Genomic DNA, 17,475 nt, shown 5'->3' with positions numbered 1-17,475 from the left:
CTAGTTCTTAACGTGAACCACCCGTTTACTCTTGCACGAAAGCTTTCTCTACCCATTCTCTCATCGATTTAAAGATGATATATACTGTCGTTGCTCCGGCATCTTGATAACCAATCGCTCTTTCACCCAGCGACTTGGCTCTTCCAAACTTCGCCACAAATTCCTTTGTTCTCTCAACACCTTGCTCCGCCTTTTCCTCGGCCGATTTAAGACCTTCTAGTAAACTTTTATTTTCTTCGACACTTTGCTTTAATCCCAGAACAGCTGGTTCAAGCGCATCAATCATCGTTTTATCACCTAATTTAGCTTTTCCCCGCTCCTTAATGGAAGTCACGGATCCCTCAAGAATCTTAGATAATAGAGGCAGATTCAGTTCCTCCTGTGGATCAAGGCCTTTTACCCCGCCTACAAACAATGTTCCAAAAATGATTCCTGAAGCACCGCCCATTGTAGAGATCATCGACATTCCAATGGTTTTAAATACCTCGTTAATAGTTAAAAACTCTTTTTGATTTAAGTTTTCTTCTGCCTTTGTAAAGCCAACGGACATGCCAATCCCATGATCCCCATCACCGATAGCGCTATCAATTTTTGTTAAAAGCGGTTTGCTTTCCCTCACCTGCTCCCCCACATAAAGGAACATTTCTTTTACTTGAGCGGCAGTTAGACGTACCTCTTGTATACTATTTGGCATATACATTTCCTCCAGTGCGTTCTTTTTTGTAGTATGGCGAATTGGCGGGTGCATTAAATAAATCTTTTAGTTCATCATCGAGCTTTAATAGAGTGATAGAAAATCCGGCCATTTCCTGTGTCGTGCAATAGCTGTTGACATCCATGTCGTAGGCCTTAATTCCTTTTTTCGCCAAGCCTCTTGCTACTCTGCGGTTGATAATAAATAATTCCATTAGAGTAGTCGATCCAAGGCCATTTACTAAAACGGCTACCTCTTCTCCTGCCTGCAGGCTGCTTTCCTCTAATAACTTTTCCATCAATCGATCTGTCAGCTCATCAGCCGGCATCATTTTCGTGCGTTCCATTCCGGGTTCACCATGAATACCCATTCCAACTTCAATTTCATCATCAGCCAGTGTATAAGGCGGTTCGGTTGCACCAGGAATCGTTCCAGGCGCTAAAGCAACACCGATCGAGAACGTATGATCATTGGCTTTTTGGGTCACCCTTGTTACTTCTTCCAAAGATAGGCCTTTTTCTGCAGCTGCACCGGCAATCTTGACAACGAAAACATCACCAGCAATCCCTCTGCGATCCTCTTTCCGTTCTACTGGAGCAGAGGCAACATCATCAGTAACCAAGACAGTTTTCGTTTCAATCCCTTCCATTTCCAGCAATTCTGCAGCCATACCAAAGTTTAGAACATCCCCTGAATAATTTCCGTAGATAAATAGAACACCCTTTCCTGAATCAACTGCTTTGGCAACTTCCATTACATTATTTGGCGGCGGCGCTGCAAAAACATTGCCCAGTGTAACGCCATCAGCTAAGCCCTCACCGATTAAGCCTAGAAAAAGAGGCTCATGACCGCTTCCTCCCCCCGTTACAACTGCTACTTTATCCTTGCGATCACGGCGAATGATTCCGTTTTCATTTTGAAGTTTTTCATAAGAGTGTCCAAAGGCTGCTAGAAAGCCCTCAATCGTTTCTTCTACAACATTTTCGGGTTGGTTAATAATTTTCTTCAAACTAAACTCCCCTTTCTATTAAAAAGAAATAATTAATTCTTTCGTTTGTTTTTATTTACTTTCATTTACCATCATAAACCTCATAATTTATTGTGTCAATTTTCATTTTAAAAAATATGGTTAAATTTTCCCTCATTTTTCGACAAATGTATCGCTTTTACTCAGAAACCAGATTAAAAGAAAACAAGAAGGCTGTGATCTCAGCCCTCTTGTTCTTTAATAGATTATACTTCTGTTGGTTTAATAGGCTCTTTTACAATAAACCAATAGAAAAAGGCTGCGAATCCAGCGATGATCCCACCGGAAATAAAAGCAATCGAATAAGATCCTGTTGAATCTAAAATCATTCCCGTCACTAATGGAGCAAATGCCCCGCCGAAGTAACCGCCGAAGTTTTGAATCGCACCCACGGACCCAACCATTGCTGGTGGTGCAATATCACCTGACAAAGCCCAAGCACTGCCTGTAATCGCAGAAATAACACAAAGGGCGAGAGTCATTAAGGTAATCGTGATGGCTAATCCATGCACAAAAGGAAGAAGAATAACAAAAACTGCCGCTAGAAGGGCACTAACCGCGATGAGTCCACGCTTCGCATTAATTGGTGAACAGATCTTCTTATCGGATAACTTCTTAGCAATATAACCACCGCCAAGGTTACCGGCAATTCCGCCGACCCAAGGAATGGCAGCATAAATGCCTAGTTCTTTAAAGGAAACATGCTGGGTGTTTAATAGATATAGAGGTAAGAACGTTAAGAAAATATTCCAAATCCAAATGGTACAGAAGAAACCAAAAATCATCCCCCAGACGCTTTTATACTTAAATAGCTCTCTCCATTTAATATTAGTAGACTCAACGGTATCGGTACTTGCACCGCCTTCAGCTTTAATATAGTCATACTCTTCTTTAGAAAGGAATTTACTTTGATCTGGTGATTTGTAGAATTTCATAAATAAGAGGATAAAAACGATTCCAATCCCACCAGTAATGAAAAAGAGTGAACGCCAGCCAAATGCAACCTGAATCGCCACTAGGATAGGAGGAGCAAGGGCAGGACCTACTTTGGAGGAAGCATCCCAAAATCCTGTTGCAAGTCCACGTTCACTCTTCGGGAACCATTGTGAAGTAATCTTGGCATTCGATGGCATACATGGTGCTTCCCCGACTCCAAGTAAGAACCTTGCACCAATTAATGTCAGCATTTTGTTACATGCGCCTGTTAAAGCAGTGGCAATACTCCACCACAAAACCGCGATTGAATACACCCGCTTCGCACCAAATTTATCAATTAACCAACCGGAAGGAAGCTGCATGACCGCATAGGTCCAAGAAAAAATGGTACCCAACAGACCAATATGCGTCATATTTAAATCTAACTCTTTAATCATGGCTGGGGCCGCAATCGAAAGGTTTGTTCTGTCAAGGTAGTTAATGATTCCACCAATTAGCAGCCAAATAACGACGGTCCAACGGTAATTCTTTTTCGTTGCCTTGACGGGTAAGTCCGCCCGAAGCGCTTGTTCTGTTTTCATGTAAATCCTCCTATACCTTTTTTTAGTTCATACCAGCCAAACCCCATTAGATAACGCTTACATTTTGTTAAGAAAGGGAATCCCAATCTTAACGAGTAAGAAAAGGATAAAACCCGGAAACTTACATAGCTATGAAACTATTTACTCCCAACTAAATTCATCGCACTTTCTAAAGCGGCCCGAATCGCTTTTTCATTGGCAAAATAGTCATGCTTGTTTCTCCCCTGCACTTCCACCGCTACCGGCAGCCCTTTCTCAGATCGGATTCCGAGCTCAGAGGCTTTTTGCAATATTTGAGACATTTTTTCTATTGTTAAGAAACCTGGCTCACCGATTGGCATATGGTGATCTCCATATAATTCACTCTTCGGATTCTCTACCACATTTGCAAAATGAAGTCGATCCATCACAGATTGAGCCAATTCCAGCGACTTAAAAATGTCTTCACCGTTCAGGGTCACATGTGCAGTATCAAAAACAATCCCTGCATTCGAATAGGTTTCACGAACCTTCGAGATCAGCGGTACAGCCTCACTCGTTAAGCCTAATATCCGCTTTTTGTGGACTTCCCGGTCCATTGCTTCAATCGACACATGCATATTAAACGTGGCCGCTTCCTCGCAAATTTCGCAGAAGCTTTCATACAGGGCTTCAAGTCCCGCTTTTCGCAAGTGGACGCCTGGATCGGGACCAGGAACGAAACCAACCGTTGATACACCGCACTCAGCAGCCAAATATAAGCTTTCTTTAATCTGACTTACGGTTTTCTTCCTTAGTGCAGCATCAAGTGCTGAAACATTTAAATTCGTCTTATACGTTAAAAAGGTTAACCATTGGAAAATCGATAGGTTATTTTTTTCTTTTGCAAGTAAAATTCTCTTTCGATCCTCTTGGTCATATCCATCACCGATTTCGAAAGATTGATAGAATCCCTGCGACCCTAAATTCTCAACAACACTCGCAGCGAACCCCTTTTCATCTTTTACAGAAAAAAAGACCTCGGTCACGAGCAAAGAAGGAATTAGTTTGCTCATGAAATCTTCACTCCATTAACAATTGGTTTCAATTTTTCATCTACATAGTTACTAATATCAAAGATACATTGATCCGCATTCGTTTTCGTTTCCTCTGTCTCTTCCTCTACCATAATCCAGCCATCATAACCATAATCAACAAGAGCTTGGACGATCGCTGGGAAGTCAATATCACCCGTGCCCATCTTTTTCCATTCAAACTCTTTAGAGCAGTCTTTAAAATGAACATGCTTGATAATCGGTAAATATCTTTTAACAATTTCAACTGGGTCCATTCCACCGGCAGCAATATGGCCAACATCCGGAGTATACCAAACATATCTTGTATCAAGTTCGTCAAATAGCAGTTTATAATCGCTTTCAATTCTAAAGTAAGAAGTGGATGGAGAATGTGGATGGAATACGGCTGTTACACCATTTTCGTACGCACGTTTTCCAACTGCATTGACACAGCTAATGATGTCTCTTTGGCGTTTTACTAGATTGTCGCGATTAGGACCTACTCGTGCTGGCAGATTTAATTTCGCGTTCGGGAAATGTTTTAAAAAGTTAATATAATAATCTGCCCGCGCTTTCTCTTCTTCTGATTCTTGTTCACTTTCCCAGCTGAACGGTAAGGTAATAGCAGCTAACTCAAGACCCATACTATCCAATTTCTCTTTCAGTTTTTCTGGGGCGTCATTATATTCACCCAATAAAGCATACTGAACATCAATCCCTTTGAATCCAGCCTTCTTAACGGTATCCATAAGATGATCTAAGCAGTCTACCTTCTCATCATAATCGAGTACCCATGTTGAACCGTGACAACCAAACTTAATCGTCATCCGCCATTTCCCCCTTTAAATTTGTTGCGATTACACAGTCCCTCAAATCCTAGCAAGCGTTTGCAAAATCAACCGGTAACCAATTTGTTATTCTATTTAGAATATTATCATTTGTTTTTGTTTTGTCAATCGTTTTCGAAAAAAATAATTTAAATTCGATAATAAACGAAAGTTAAGAGTTTAATATCAAGTAATTAATCATGCTTTTAGTGATAATCCCTCATTTACCTTCATATATAACTAGTTTTTGTTCCAGTTTAAAAGTTTAGTAAACCCTTCAATTATTTTCGTTTATTTTCGTTATTTAATATTTTTATTGACAAAAACGAAAGAAAATGAAAAGATATGGATAAATAAGCCAAACAGGAGTGATAAGAATGAAAATTGGAATCGGTTCAGATCATAACGCGTTTCAAATGAAAGAAGAAATAAAGTCATATATTGCTAGCTTAGGCCATGAGGTGATCGACTATGGCTGCTATTCTGAAGACGAAGTGGATTATCCAGGTGTTGCTTTTCAAGTAGCCAATGATATTACAGAAGAAAAGCTTGAAAGAGGGATTTTATTTTGCGGAACGGGAATCGGTATGTCGATTGCAGCCAATAAGGTTCCTGGTATTCGCTCGGCCCAATGCCATGATGTATTTTCTGCAGAACGCGCTCAACTAAGCAACAATGCCCAAATCATCACGGCCGGTGCAAAAGTAATTGGTGTGGAGCTTGCTAAAAAAGTAGTCGAAACCTACTTAAGTGTTTCTTTCCAAGGAGGTAACTCCGCAAGAAAAATCAATCAAATCATCGATAAAGAAAAACAATTTCTGCTCAATAGTTCATCCTGTTAATTGTTAACACTTTATTAAAAGGTTTTAAATAATGAATACGAGGAGGTTAACAATATGCCTACAAAAAGCAGGGTCTGCACACAGAGCTTGGTGATGGATTTTCTCGATGTCTCTCAACAAGCAGCGATTGCTGCCTACCCTTGGATTGGAAAGGGAAAAAAGATGGAGGCAGATGGGGCTGGCACTGAGGCAATGAGGAATCGTTTGAATCTAATTGATATGCAAGGCAGAGTAGTCATTGGTGAAGGGGAAATGGATGAAGCTCCCATGCTGTACATTAATGAGATACTCGGAACGGGAACCGGTCCCTGCGTCGATATCGCTGTTGACCCTGTTGAGGGCACAACCTTAATGGCGAAGGGCCAGGAAAATTCACTGGCTGTTATCGCTGTAGCCCAGCAAGGAACTCTGCTGCATGCCCCTGACATGTATATGAAAAAGATCGCTGTTGGCCCAAAAGCAAAAGGGTGGATTGATATCCAGCTGTCTTTGACTGAAAACATGAAAGCTGTGGCCAAGGCACTTGGAAAAAGTATAAAAGATTTAACGGTCATGATACAGGATCGCCCCCGTCATGATGAGTTAATCAACGAGGTCATTGAAGCAGGTGCCCGTGTGAAGCTATTTTCCGATGTGGATATTACCGGTGCAGTAGCAACCGCCATTGATGATATTGATGTTGATTTATTAGTAGGAATCGGCGGAGCGCCAGAAGGGGTTATTGCGGCCACGGCATTAAAATGCATGGGCGGGGACTTCCAGGCTGTTCTTCTTCCACAAGATGAGACAGAGTTTAATCGTTGTGTCCAAATGGGAATTTTACATCCCGAAATGCCCTTAAAAATAGATGATATTGTTAACACCAATGACTGTTTCTTTATCGCCACTGGAATTACCGGCGGGATGCTGTTAGACGGGGTAAAGAAGCGAGAAAATGGTGCCTTGATGACCCACTCTCTCGTCACAATTGGCGGAGAAATGAAAAACTCGCAATATGTTAATGCAACCTTTTATTAGGTCTAATTCCTAGAGTTCTCTTAATTAACAACAATGGGCGCCCCACTAAAACTGGGTGTGGCCCTTATTTTCAAAGGACATTCTTCAACACTATTTATTCCTCCTCATCTTCCCCATCTTCCTCCTCCGTCTCCTCCTGCTCATCCACTTCTTGTATTTTCTGAATCTCCTCTGTCAACTGTTCAAACGCATGCAGTCGAAACTTGGCACTCGCAATCAGGTCATCAATAATCTGCACAAAGGTCTCATACTCCACCCTGTTTTCACTGCATTGCTTGATCAACCTTAAAAAATCATCCTCATATAAATGGTACCGCTCATTAAATACCTCCGAATCCATCGTTAAAAAATACTCTTCATCAACGACAAATTCATTAAAAATCTTTTTCGTTAACCGGCTCTTCGTAACCTCTATTTCACTTTGGTCCTGTTCACTTTTATAATGTTGGGCGTCCTCATACTCTGAACACAGCGTTGCGTAGATTTTTTCAAGCAGCTCTGTTGGTTCTAAATATTTTAAATCAGCCATAGAGAAAATCCTCCGAACCCTCTTTTTCTAAATTATTTCCATTTATACAAAAAAACCTACCTCTGTTTAACAAAGGTAGGTTTAGCACGCCCCCTTGCTTTGGTAAACAAGGAGGGCTTCGTATGTTTTTTTATAGTGTAAGTCTCTGAAAAATTATGCTTTAACTGCAGAAATTCGTTTCGCTACTTCGGCAACTTTTGCTAAACCTTCAGCAATAATGGTTTCTGCTTGAGCTGGTACAGCATTGTGTCCTTCGATGATGACCTCATCAACGATCTCCATTCCGAATAAGCCGCCTACCATATTTTTAATATAAGTGGCTGCCATTTCCATCGGAGCTGCTTCAGGTGTTGAGTAAATACCACCGCGTGCAGTTAGAATAACAGCCTTTTTGTCAGACATCAAGCCGACTACGCCCGCTTCAGTGTATTTGAAAGTGAAACCTGCTCCAGCTACATAATCAATGAATGTATGCAATTTCGCTGGGATTGTTAAGTTCCATAGTGGGAAGGCGAATACTACTAAGTCTGCTGCTGAAAGAGCGTCCATCGCTTTTTGTTTTGCAGCCAAAATGCGTTGTTCTACATCTGTTAACTCTTCGCCAGCTTGTAATTTGCCAAAAGCATTAAAAAGATCTTGGCCAAAGTATGGCATGTCTTCAGCAAAGACATCATAAGTAGTTACGTTCACACCTTCAAGGTTCTCCATGAAAGTCTCATACATTTTACTAGAAACTGCTTCAGAAGCCGGACGGTTGTTTGCTTTTACTACTAATACGTTCATTTATATAAAATCCCCTTTTTGATAGTCTTGGATACGAGTATCTCGAATTAATAATATATAAATGTAGTATACATAGCAATAAAAACGCTCAGAAGCATGGGGACGGTTCTTCTGCTTCGGAAGCAGAAGAACCGTCCCCATGCTTTTACATCCCAACATAAGCTGAAATTGCTCCAAATACCGCGGCAATTACCCATAAGACTGGGAACAGCTTCATGATTAATTTAATCCATTGGCCAAAGCTAATCCGCGCAATCGCCAGCCCTGCTAACAGCACTCCTCCAGTTGGGGAAATGAGGTTGGTTAGTCCATTACCAAATTGATAGGCGGTAACAGCTGCTTCCCGATTAATCCCGACCAGCTCCGCTAACGGCGCCATAACCGGCATCGTTAAAGCGGCCTCACCGGATGAGGACGGTACAAAGAAGGTAATCACATTATGAACGAGCAGCATGATTGTCGTAAAAGCAAACTTCGGCAGCCCTTCCATCATGTTGGCAAGTGAATTTAAGATCGTATCAATGATCATTCCATTTTCAGCAAGGACTAAAATACCGCGGGAAAGCCCAATAATGACGGCAGCATAAACAAACTCCCCACAGCCCTTAACAAAGTTCTCCGCTAACTCCTTTTGCGTCATTTTAGCGACAATACCAGCATACAGACCTAATCCGACAAAAACCGCACCAATTTCCGTCATGTACCAGCCTTTAGAAAGAATCCCCCAAACAATTAACCCAAGCGCCACCACGAATCCAGATAGGATTAATTGATCGCGTCCAGAGAAAGCAATGTTTTTACCGTCGTCCTCTCTAATAAAACGTTCGCGGTTTTCTAAATCATTCTTATACACAACCGATTTTTTAGGATCCTTCCTTACTCTGTTTGCATACCACATCGTGAAGGCAATCGATACGCCCGTGAAGACAATCCATTCAATAAAGCGAAGCCATAATTGCGGATTGCCTTCGACTCCGGAAACACCCTGGGCGATAAGCACCGAAAATGGATTTAAAGTGGATCCAACGTAACCAATTTGAGTTCCTAAAAATAAGATTAAAATAGCCGTTATCGAGTCAAATTTTAAGACAAACATCAAGGAAATAAAGATGGCGTAGAGTGGAATAGTTTCTTCACTCATTCCAAAGGTGGATCCGCCTAAACTAAAGATAAGCATGGAGATGGGGATCACAAAGATTCCTTTATTACTCATCCGCCTTGCGAGAGCAATCAGTCCCCGGTCGATCGCTCCTGTTTCCAAGATGATCCCGAAGGCCCCTCCGACAATAAGGACAAACGCGACAACATCTGCTGCATTAATCACTCCGGCCATTGGTGCACTTAATATTCCGGATAATCCTTGTCGTAAATCCCCATTTTCCCCAACCTTAGAGATGATGTGGAAGGTGCCAGGAACAATGACACTTCGCGTTGATCCGTCTACTTTTACTTCTTTACGGTCAAATTGCCCGCTCGGAATAATCCATGTTAAAAGGGCTACAGCAACTATGATAATAAAAATAAGGGTGTAACTGTGAGGCAATGCCCACTTTTTCCGCATTTTGACGACCTTTGGCTGCAATGCTTTTGCTTCCATGGTGGTTCCCCATTTCCTTTTTAAAGTGACGTTTTATAACGTATTACTCGAAACTAAGAAACAATGAAGTTATGAAACTTTTACTTTGATCCTATCAAAAACAATTTTTCCATCAGCGATCGTTAAGACCACAGCTGCATCGCGCATTTCTTCGGCTTCCGTTTCAAAAAGATTTCGGTCAAACACGGCAATGTCAGCATATTTCCCCACTTCAATCGAACCGGTCTTGTCCTCCATGAATTGATGCTTCGCCCCGTTGATCGTACATGCCTTCAACATGTCCGGGATGGGCATTCCCCGTTCCGGAAACCAGCCTTCTAAAGGAGAACCATCGGGGAACAGCCGTTTCGATGCTGCATAAATCGAATCAGGTACGCTTGTTATAAATAAAGGCAGATCCGTTCCCGCGGTAACCGTAATCCCTGCTTCAAGCATGGTTTTATAGTCATAAAAGCGGTGTTCGTCTTTCTTATCGACCACTTCACCCATATAGGCCTCTGAATAAGAAGAATTGAGCAGCAGGATTTGCGCATATACTTCCGCGAAAATCCCGAGTTCGCCCATCCGTTTCAGGTCATCTGGATGAGGATACTCTAAATCACTAATTGAATGCCTGGCATCACGCGGTCCGTTGACTTCACGGCATTTTTCTAAAATAGTCACCGCTTGTCGAATCGCCGCATCCCCTTCTGCCGTTAAACAACATTTTAACCCATGCCGGTCCGCTTCTAAAACAGAATTTTCGATATTTTCATAATCCACTTTCTGTAAGTTTTTTATCCCCGGCATGTCAGCATAAGGTTCGAGCATATCTCCTGTATGATCGGCAACTACTCCATCTACCATAATCTTATAGCCCTGGAAGCGGAGGTGATCATCCTGATAGTTCTTTTGGTAAGCAAGGCCGGCAGCTAGATTAAGAGATTCCAATACAGGCTCTAAGATAAAGTGAACGCGTAAAGGCAATAGGCCCTCATGATTTAATTCTGTTAAAACCGGCAGCAGTTCATACTGATCAAAGCCAATATCTTTGATCGATGTTACCCCTCTGGAGGCTAATAGCTGACAGAAGTTTAAAAACTCTTCTTTCACCTTTTGGCGGTCCTGGAGCATTTCGTTTAATAAATATGCCCTTGCTTCCGCACTGCACGCATCAGGAGTAAATTGATATTTATCGATTGCTGTCTGATTCATCCAGCAATAGCTTTTATTACGGTTAATGGCAATCACAGGTCTGTCTGGAAATGCCTCATCCAGTAAATGCTGCTCAGGCAGGCGTCCCCAGACTTGTTGGTCCCAGCCAAATGCATTTACATTTTGCGAGGCATCTAGACTGTTAGCATGATTAACTAATAGAGCTAACGCTTCCTCTACGTTAGAAGTTTTAGATAAATCCACCCCTCTGTTCATGGACATATACCCTGTGAAAAAGACATGATTGTCATGAATTCCAGGCATTACAAGCTGATCACCGAGCTCGTAAACGTTTGTTTCCGGGCCAATCCATTGATGCTGTTGGCCTTGAGTTCCAACAGCAATAATTTTGTTATCCTGGATGGCAATAAATCCTGCGAACGGTTCGTCCTCTTTGCTTGAAAAAATAACATTCGAAACGAGTACAATGTCTGCAGTATTTTGGCTACCTTTCATCAGAGCACCTTCATCCTACGTTTGTTTTTTTGTAGAAAGTGACAGCATATCAGCGGTTTTCTTGGCGATATCGGCAGTTTTTGAATTTTATCGGCGGTTTTTACAAATAAATCGGCGGTTGTCAACCATTTATCGGCGATAATAATAAAAGCGCTGTCATCCTCTGTATATAATATCCCCTTAAATTGTAACGATATAGAACGTTATAACTTAAGGGGAATCTATCCAATTTACTATAAAGTAAATTGATAGCGATCTCCGATAATATACTGCTTGCCTGCGTGGACTGGTCGGCCATGCTGATCATAAATAACGGCATTCATATAGAATAACGGTTTACCAATACTTGTTTTGAGCAACTGAGCTTGTTCCTCATCTGCTAACACAATTTCAAGTGTGGTTTTACCAGATTGATTGGGATAGATATCATACTTTTCCCGTAATAAATCATAAAGTGAACCATCCAAGGTTTCATCCTCTAAAAATGAATAGTGATTATAGGGATAATAGTTATTTTCCAGCATCAATGGGCTATCGCCAGAAAACCTTTTCCTTTGGATATAAAGTACTTTATCCTCCTTCTCCAGCTGTAAAGCCTTCCGAAGGTCAGCGTCACCTTTAATCACTTCTTTTTTCGTTACCTCACTGTGGGAAGTAAAACCATTGGCCTGACAAGCCGCCGTAAACCCCATGACGTGCTCAATTTTACGGTCTATTTTGGGAAGGCTTACAAATGTACCTTTTCCCTGCTGCTTGATTAAATACCCTTCCTTAACCAGCTCTTCAACGGCCTTCCTAACCGTGATTCGGCTGACATTATACTGCTCACTTAATTCCGGTTCAGTTGGAATTTTCTCGCCCTGCCGATAAGTATCATTTAAAATAGCAGCCTGAATTGCCTTTTTTAATTGTATATATAATGGTTCTTGATGGTCCGCGTTTAACATGGTTTCCCCCCGCTTGTTTAAAACGTTATGTCCTCTATAAGAGAAGAGTACCAAAGGTTTTGCTAGATCACAAGGAGGAATAACGATTAAAGATAAGGAACACCGTATCCGAACGACCCTTCCACAAGACAGCTTTTTGCAGCAAATGCGGCGGCTTCTTTCATCGATCCGGAGATATCCTTACTTTTTAAAAAGTGCAGTAAAAAGGCTGTGATAAACGAATCCCCCGCTCCCATAGTATCGACTGCCTTTACATAATCTGGTGCTTGATAATAGTAGTTTTCACCATCAAATGCAATTGCCGGATCACTGCCGCGTGTGGCAACGAGAATTTGCCCGTCCTTCTTACGGTTTGCTTGTAAAAATCGTTCCGTCTCCTCATGTGAGAGGTGGCTGCAGGAAAAGAAAGCAAAATCGACATACGGAATATTCTGGTTGATTTCCTCCTGCTGAAAATCATCCGAAAAATCAAAGGACAGCGGTACACCGAGGGTGCTTAATTGTTCTAAGAAATGCCCGGTATGGCTGTACAATCCGGTATGCATGATGGAGAATCCTTTGATATACTCGATATCCTCTTCCGTTAGCTGGAGTGGGTTTTCTCGTGTCACTCCGCCTGCGTTGCTTCCTAAAAAGACACGGTCCCCATCCTCTAAGGTGACGCGGGCACAGCCGTTTTCACCGCTGAAGTGCCGGCAATGGGATAAATCGATTTCCAGTTCTTTTAAAACCTTTTCGACGTGTTCCCCTTCTGGATCGTCACCGAAGGTTCCGATAAAGGCTGCTTCCACACCTAATTTTTTGGAAAATACACTAAAGTTAACTGCATTCCCTCCTGGATACATCGTTTTAATATGAACATATTTATCAACGACATTATCACCAATACCTAAAACCTTCATCATATTATTCACCCTCGATTTAGTAAGATACTTTTCCCATATAACGGCGAGTTTCTAATGGATGATTCCGAACATCAGCTAAAGCGGAACGATAGACACACATAATGCTATAGAACAGGATGGGGTTAAAGAATTCTACGACTTCATCCGCGATGGTATTGATTCCTAATTCTTTCGCATCGACTACTTCTACTTTTTCCGCATACTGCCCGAGGAAGGTTTTCGCTCTTTCATCTAATGCACGTGTGCGGCCTTCATTCATTAATAAGATAAATGGCGTTTCTTTATCGGTTACTTCAAATGGTCCGTGGAAGTACTCACCTGAGTGGATCGATGATGCATTCAGCCATTGCATTTCCATTAAAGAACAAATGGCAAATCCGTAAGCATGTCCGTAGGAAGCACCGCTTGATAAGATATAAAATAACTCTTCATCTTTGTACTTTTTCGCAAACTCCTTTGTTCTTTCAGCTACTTGCTGCTCACCTTTCTTAATGATCCCGTTGATTTTTTCGATTCCGTTTTGGAAAGCCTCATAGTGGGCATATCCTTCTGTAACATGAAGAGTTTCCACTACCAGTTCTAAGATGATTGCCATTGGGTTATTTTTCACATCTGTGTCTGCGCCCCATTCGTAGACAAAGGCATGGTCGGAATAGCTTAATAATGCTGCTTCATTGTTATGGGTTAACCCGATGGTATGGGCGCCGTGCTCTTTTGCTGCTTTTGCTGCTTCAACAGATTCTGGTGTATTTCCGCCGTGTGAGCACACAATTACAAGGGAATCTTTGTTGAGTCTTTTTGGTGTCGCATGGACAAACTCATTAGCTGTGTAAAGTCCTGTTACAATTTTTCTAGCTTCGCTTTCAAGGAAGTATTTTGCCGGATACATATCAACCAACGATCCTCCGCAAGCTACTAAGTATACTTCTGTAATCCCTTGTTTTGTTTGAGAATGGATGGTGTTAATGACGTTTACTGGATTCATTTTAGTCTCTCCTTTATGTTATAACGTTATATGACGTTATTGTTATGTTTTAAATATAACCGCTTTCATGCGGGGCGTCAATGACTATTTTTTATATTTTAATATAAAAAAGTTTGTGTGGTTTGCGGGTTATCTGTTGTCGGATACAATTTGTTTTTCCTGGAGGGTTATGATGGCTTCTTATATGTCGAAAATCAATTCGGGGTTCTCCCTCGGGGGTTATGAACCCTTCTTATCTGTCGAAAATCAATTTGGGGTTCTCCTTCGGGGGTTATGAACTCTTCTTATCTGTCGAAAATCAATTTGGGGTTCTCCTTCGGGGGTTATGAACCCTTCTTATCTGTCGAAAGTCAATTCGGGGTTCTCTTTCGGGGGTTATGAACCCTTCTTATCTGTCGAAAATCAAATTGGGGTTCTCCTTCAGGGGTTATGAACCCTTCTTATCTGTCGAAAGTCAATTTGTGGTTCTCCTTCGGGGGTTATGAACCCTTCTTATCTATCTAAAATCAATTTGGAGTTCTCCTTCGGGGGTTATGAATTAAGTGTTTATAAAAATAACTGCCCTTACTAAGGCAGTTACCTTTAAACCTTATATCGCCTTTTCCCCTTTAACCCCATTAATCGAGTAGCTAACCGTGATTTCAGCATTTAATGTATGGGAAACGGAGCAATATTTGTCCTTTGACAGCTGAATCGCACGGATGACTTTATCTTCAGGTAAGTCCCCGTCTAGAGCATAATGGAGATTGATGTTTGTAAATCGTTTTGGATGCTCCTCTGCCCGCCGGCCTTCCACATCTATTTGAAAGGAACTGGGCTCGAGACGCATTTTATGCAAGATTGAGATAATATCCATTCCGGTGCAGCCTGCAACGGCCTGGAGGAGGAGCTCGGTCGGTCTTGCTCCCGTATTTTCTCCCCCGACCTCCGGATCGGCATCCAATTTGGTTTCATGGCCTGACGGAGTTGTGCCTGCAAAAGCCATTTTTCCATTCCAATTAATTGTTAAATCCATCGTCATTCTCCTTTCTACTTGATTATTCTTGCCATTTGGGCCGTACCTTAGTTTTATTTTATTTAAATCGGCATTTCATTATTAAGTTAATGTATGATGATTATTTCCGAAGGACACTTTCCTTCATACTTCCCCCTATTCCCTTTATACAAAAAACTAAAACCCCTCTTCACTGAGAGGGGCTAAACGCTATTTGATTTGAATAAACACAAATATCCCTGCATTGTTCTGCTTAGTTTGCTTCTCAATGCTAACATTTTGCACCACGATAGTCAGTTTAGCACGCCCATTTTCCTTTGTGAATGTGGCTTCGGCCGCTTTGATCGTCCCCTTTTCAGCATTGTAATTATCAAACTTATCAAAGATCTCCTGTGTATTGAAGCTGATAAGCTCTTTACCATTTTCATCGGCTAATTTCATATCGATACGTTTCTCTTTTGTATCTTCTAGCAGGGTAAAAGTCTTACCCTGTTTTTCAAAATGACTGATTTCCTTCACACCATCATTATCAAATGGATAAAGATCCATTTGAATAAATCGATCGAAACCTGCAATATTTATCGACATAGGCGGCTCCATCGTCAGGTAGACAGATTGGTTTTCCACCCCCGACGCTTGATACTCACGAAAGCCAAACGTATCCTCAAAGTCGTTATAAACATCAAAACTTTTCGGTATCCAGTCAATTTCCTTTAGATATCCCATTTGGTCTAAGTAATGAACCGTATCAGTAATAATCTCTCTATCCTTTTCAGAGACAGTCTCGTTTGGTTTAATCCGTTTATTTTCGAGCATATCATATTTTAAGAGTTCATTTTCAAGCGTGGAATTCTGACTGTTTCGGCTGATGGTAAATGCATCAACCGGAGGAATAATCGATATGGCAGAAAAAACAATCAACAAGGCGGCAATCATGCCATTTTTTCGAACAGGTAAAGAGCTTAATAAAACGCCTGCGATAATAGCAAATATACCAAATAAAATAACATAGTATCGGGTATGGGTAATGCCACTATCTGTTAAACTTATGACCGATGAGGCAATCTGAAAGAGAACAATCGGGATTAATACCTTGGGGAAGACTTTTCTAAAAAATCTCGTAAACTTATTCTCAATCTCACTAACTAATATATATAGTAAGATCACGGTTATTGTATAGGAAACAAGCATTGGTTCAAGCAGGTTATCATCCCAAAAGGCCCCGCCGATTGTTTTGAAAATATAGACCACTAAGATGAGCGTAAACACACCTATCAATGGGATGAGGATATAAGATAACAGGACTTCTAGAAACTTCGGACAATGTGCAGTTTGTTCAATCTTCTTAACCTGTTCTATCAAGTAAATAGGAATGAGGGAAAGAAAGTAAATAGGTGTGAAAAGAACAAAGATAATATTAGCCGCATGCGGATAAGCGGTATAACCCATCTGAAAAATCAGCCCATTAAAAGCAACCAGGATGATATCGATACCGACGAAGATAATTCCAGAAAAAAAGAGGGAAATAAAAAATGACTTAAAGGTAATCATGAAGCTTTTATTAAAACTAATGTTGCTATTGATGACGGGCAGCCAGATAAAAGCCCAAAGCAGCGCAAACATGGCCACAACGGTTCGAATTTCAATCTCTGTACTTAAAGTTGGAGCTGGCCTAACAATCAAGAAGTATCCTCCTGTAAGGATAACTGCCGCGCCCATAAGCGACAGTCGAGACGAAAATTTTGAAAAGAATCGTTCATAACCAACCTGAGCAACTGCACTAAGGAACGCCCCCAATAGAAAGGTTAATAGTAACTTCGTATCATCCTTTTCAAGGCTAATCGATTTGGCATTAACTAGGGCTGCAGCTAACAAGAATAATGTAGTTAAAGGGAAACGGCTAATGGCGTCAGTCACCCCAGTAAGCCGAACTTTAAACTTGTTCAACCAATTCATCCTTTTCAACCCTCCCCTTTTAAATAATTCCATTTTTTTCTAATAAGATTATACCATGTATCGCTACCCGATATGGGTATATTCTGCTATTTGATTGCCTTCAAAAACTGACAACTTCTATTTCTTCAAACCAACTTTATCAATTCCCAAGAGAAGTTCGACAAACTTCTT

16 protein-coding genes are annotated in these 17,475 nt (G+C 41.2%); 2 read left to right on the top strand and 14 right to left on the bottom strand.

Annotated features, from left to right (window positions below):
* Positions 1–25 precede the first annotated feature (25 nt).
* From dhaL to ACZ9EE_RS19160, 5 genes are all read right to left on the bottom strand, one after another.
* A complete protein-coding gene (dhaL, locus tag ACZ9EE_RS19180; RefSeq protein ID WP_476029562.1) occupies positions 26–694 on the bottom strand; it encodes a dihydroxyacetone kinase subunit DhaL in 669 nt (222 codons plus the stop codon).
* On the bottom strand, positions 684–1,703 hold the full coding sequence (locus tag ACZ9EE_RS19175; protein WP_476029560.1) for a dihydroxyacetone kinase subunit DhaK: 1,020 nt from the start codon (positions 1,701–1,703) through the stop codon (positions 684–686). The genes dhaL and ACZ9EE_RS19175 overlap by 11 nt, the downstream gene beginning before the upstream one ends.
* A gap of 224 nt (positions 1,704–1,927) precedes the next feature.
* Positions 1,928–3,238, bottom strand: a complete 1,311-nt coding sequence (locus ACZ9EE_RS19170) for an MFS transporter (RefSeq protein ID WP_476029558.1) — start codon at positions 3,236–3,238, stop codon at positions 1,928–1,930.
* Between the two features lie 137 nt (positions 3,239–3,375).
* Positions 3,376–4,272 (bottom strand): sugar phosphate isomerase/epimerase family protein, encoded by an 897-nt coding sequence (locus ACZ9EE_RS19165; protein WP_476029556.1) that lies wholly within the window; start codon positions 4,270–4,272, stop codon positions 3,376–3,378.
* The gene (locus tag ACZ9EE_RS19160) at positions 4,269–5,099 is read right to left on the bottom strand and encodes a sugar phosphate isomerase/epimerase family protein (protein WP_476029554.1); all 831 of its coding nucleotides are present in this window, start codon (positions 5,097–5,099) and stop codon (positions 4,269–4,271) included. The genes ACZ9EE_RS19165 and ACZ9EE_RS19160 overlap by 4 nt, the downstream gene beginning before the upstream one ends.
* 377 nt (positions 5,100–5,476) lie before the next feature.
* Between ACZ9EE_RS19160 and rpiB the strand changes: the two genes are divergently transcribed.
* Together rpiB and glpX are read left to right on the top strand one after the other, a co-directional pair.
* Positions 5,477–5,941, top strand: coding sequence for a ribose 5-phosphate isomerase B (gene rpiB / locus ACZ9EE_RS19155; protein ID WP_476029552.1), 465 nt, complete (start codon positions 5,477–5,479; stop codon positions 5,939–5,941).
* A 54-nt stretch (positions 5,942–5,995) separates the two neighbouring features.
* Positions 5,996–6,958 carry a class II fructose-bisphosphatase gene (gene glpX / locus ACZ9EE_RS19150; protein WP_476029550.1) on the top strand — a complete coding sequence of 321 codons (963 nt, stop codon included), beginning with the start codon at positions 5,996–5,998 and terminating at the stop codon, positions 6,956–6,958.
* Positions 6,959–7,052: 94 nt separating this feature from the next.
* Here the strand turns inward: glpX and ACZ9EE_RS19145 are convergent, their stop codons facing one another.
* From ACZ9EE_RS19145 to ACZ9EE_RS19105, 9 genes are all read right to left on the bottom strand, one after another.
* Complete coding sequence (locus tag ACZ9EE_RS19145) at positions 7,053–7,487, bottom strand: hypothetical protein (RefSeq protein ID WP_476029548.1); 435 nt, start codon at positions 7,485–7,487, stop codon at positions 7,053–7,055.
* 153 nt (positions 7,488–7,640) lie between these two features.
* On the bottom strand, positions 7,641–8,270 hold the full coding sequence (locus ACZ9EE_RS19140; RefSeq protein ID WP_476029547.1) for an FMN-dependent NADH-azoreductase: 630 nt from the start codon (positions 8,268–8,270) through the stop codon (positions 7,641–7,643).
* A 145-nt stretch (positions 8,271–8,415) separates the two neighbouring features.
* Positions 8,416–9,867, bottom strand: coding sequence for a YfcC family protein (locus ACZ9EE_RS19135; protein ID WP_476029545.1), 1,452 nt, complete (start codon positions 9,865–9,867; stop codon positions 8,416–8,418).
* A 69-nt stretch (positions 9,868–9,936) separates the two neighbouring features.
* Entirely contained in the window at positions 9,937–11,517 is a 1,581-nt protein-coding gene (locus ACZ9EE_RS19130; protein ID WP_476029543.1) for an amidohydrolase, read from the bottom strand.
* Between the two features lie 233 nt (positions 11,518–11,750).
* A complete protein-coding gene (locus tag ACZ9EE_RS19125) occupies positions 11,751–12,464 on the bottom strand; it encodes a GntR family transcriptional regulator (RefSeq protein ID WP_476029541.1) in 714 nt (237 codons plus the stop codon).
* Between the two features lie 86 nt (positions 12,465–12,550).
* The gene (locus tag ACZ9EE_RS19120) at positions 12,551–13,369 is read right to left on the bottom strand and encodes a fructoselysine 6-kinase (protein WP_476029539.1); all 819 of its coding nucleotides are present in this window, start codon (positions 13,367–13,369) and stop codon (positions 12,551–12,553) included.
* A 16-nt stretch (positions 13,370–13,385) separates the two neighbouring features.
* On the bottom strand, positions 13,386–14,354 hold the full coding sequence (locus ACZ9EE_RS19115) for an SIS domain-containing protein (RefSeq protein ID WP_476029538.1): 969 nt from the start codon (positions 14,352–14,354) through the stop codon (positions 13,386–13,388).
* Positions 14,355–14,943: 589 nt separating this feature from the next.
* Complete coding sequence (locus ACZ9EE_RS19110) at positions 14,944–15,369, bottom strand: OsmC family protein (protein ID WP_476029536.1); 426 nt, start codon at positions 15,367–15,369, stop codon at positions 14,944–14,946.
* Positions 15,370–15,558: 189 nt separating this feature from the next.
* A complete protein-coding gene (locus tag ACZ9EE_RS19105; RefSeq protein WP_476029534.1) occupies positions 15,559–17,304 on the bottom strand; it encodes a DUF4153 domain-containing protein in 1,746 nt (581 codons plus the stop codon).
* Positions 17,305–17,475: the final 171 nt, after the last annotated feature.

It is taken from the genome of Bacillus sp. URHA0034 (genome assembly GCF_056280405.1).
The sequence above is the reverse complement of the archived record's forward strand: the minus strand, read 5'-3'. Positions and strand labels throughout refer to the sequence as shown.

Bases quoted from the DNA above. Each gene is read 5' to 3' on its own strand.
- ACZ9EE_RS19170 (WP_476029558.1), bottom strand. From the start codon at position 3,238: ATGAAAACAGAACAAGCGCTTCGGGCGGACTTACCCGTCAAGGCAACG.
- ACZ9EE_RS19110 (WP_476029536.1), bottom strand. From the start codon at position 15,369: ATGGATTTAACAATTAATTGGAATGGAAAAATGGCTTTTGCAGGCACA.
- dhaL (WP_476029562.1), bottom strand. From the start codon at position 694: ATGCCAAATAGTATACAAGAGGTACGTCTAACTGCCGCTCAAGTAAAA.
- ACZ9EE_RS19125 (WP_476029541.1), bottom strand. From the start codon at position 12,464: ATGTTAAACGCGGACCATCAAGAACCATTATATATACAATTAAAAAAG.
- glpX (WP_476029550.1), top strand. From the start codon at position 5,996: ATGCCTACAAAAAGCAGGGTCTGCACACAGAGCTTGGTGATGGATTTT.
- ACZ9EE_RS19135 (WP_476029545.1), bottom strand. From the start codon at position 9,867: ATGGAAGCAAAAGCATTGCAGCCAAAGGTCGTCAAAATGCGGAAAAAG.
- rpiB (WP_476029552.1), top strand. From the start codon at position 5,477: ATGAAAATTGGAATCGGTTCAGATCATAACGCGTTTCAAATGAAAGAA.
- ACZ9EE_RS19160 (WP_476029554.1), bottom strand. From the start codon at position 5,099: ATGACGATTAAGTTTGGTTGTCACGGTTCAACATGGGTACTCGATTAT.
- ACZ9EE_RS19140 (WP_476029547.1), bottom strand. From the start codon at position 8,270: ATGAACGTATTAGTAGTAAAAGCAAACAACCGTCCGGCTTCTGAAGCA.
- ACZ9EE_RS19105 (WP_476029534.1), bottom strand. From the start codon at position 17,304: ATGAATTGGTTGAACAAGTTTAAAGTTCGGCTTACTGGGGTGACTGAC.
- ACZ9EE_RS19115 (WP_476029538.1), bottom strand. From the start codon at position 14,354: ATGAATCCAGTAAACGTCATTAACACCATCCATTCTCAAACAAAACAA.
- ACZ9EE_RS19130 (WP_476029543.1), bottom strand. From the start codon at position 11,517: ATGAAAGGTAGCCAAAATACTGCAGACATTGTACTCGTTTCGAATGTT.
- ACZ9EE_RS19120 (WP_476029539.1), bottom strand. From the start codon at position 13,369: ATGATGAAGGTTTTAGGTATTGGTGATAATGTCGTTGATAAATATGTT.
- ACZ9EE_RS19165 (WP_476029556.1), bottom strand. From the start codon at position 4,272: ATGAGCAAACTAATTCCTTCTTTGCTCGTGACCGAGGTCTTTTTTTCT.
- ACZ9EE_RS19145 (WP_476029548.1), bottom strand. From the start codon at position 7,487: ATGGCTGATTTAAAATATTTAGAACCAACAGAGCTGCTTGAAAAAATC.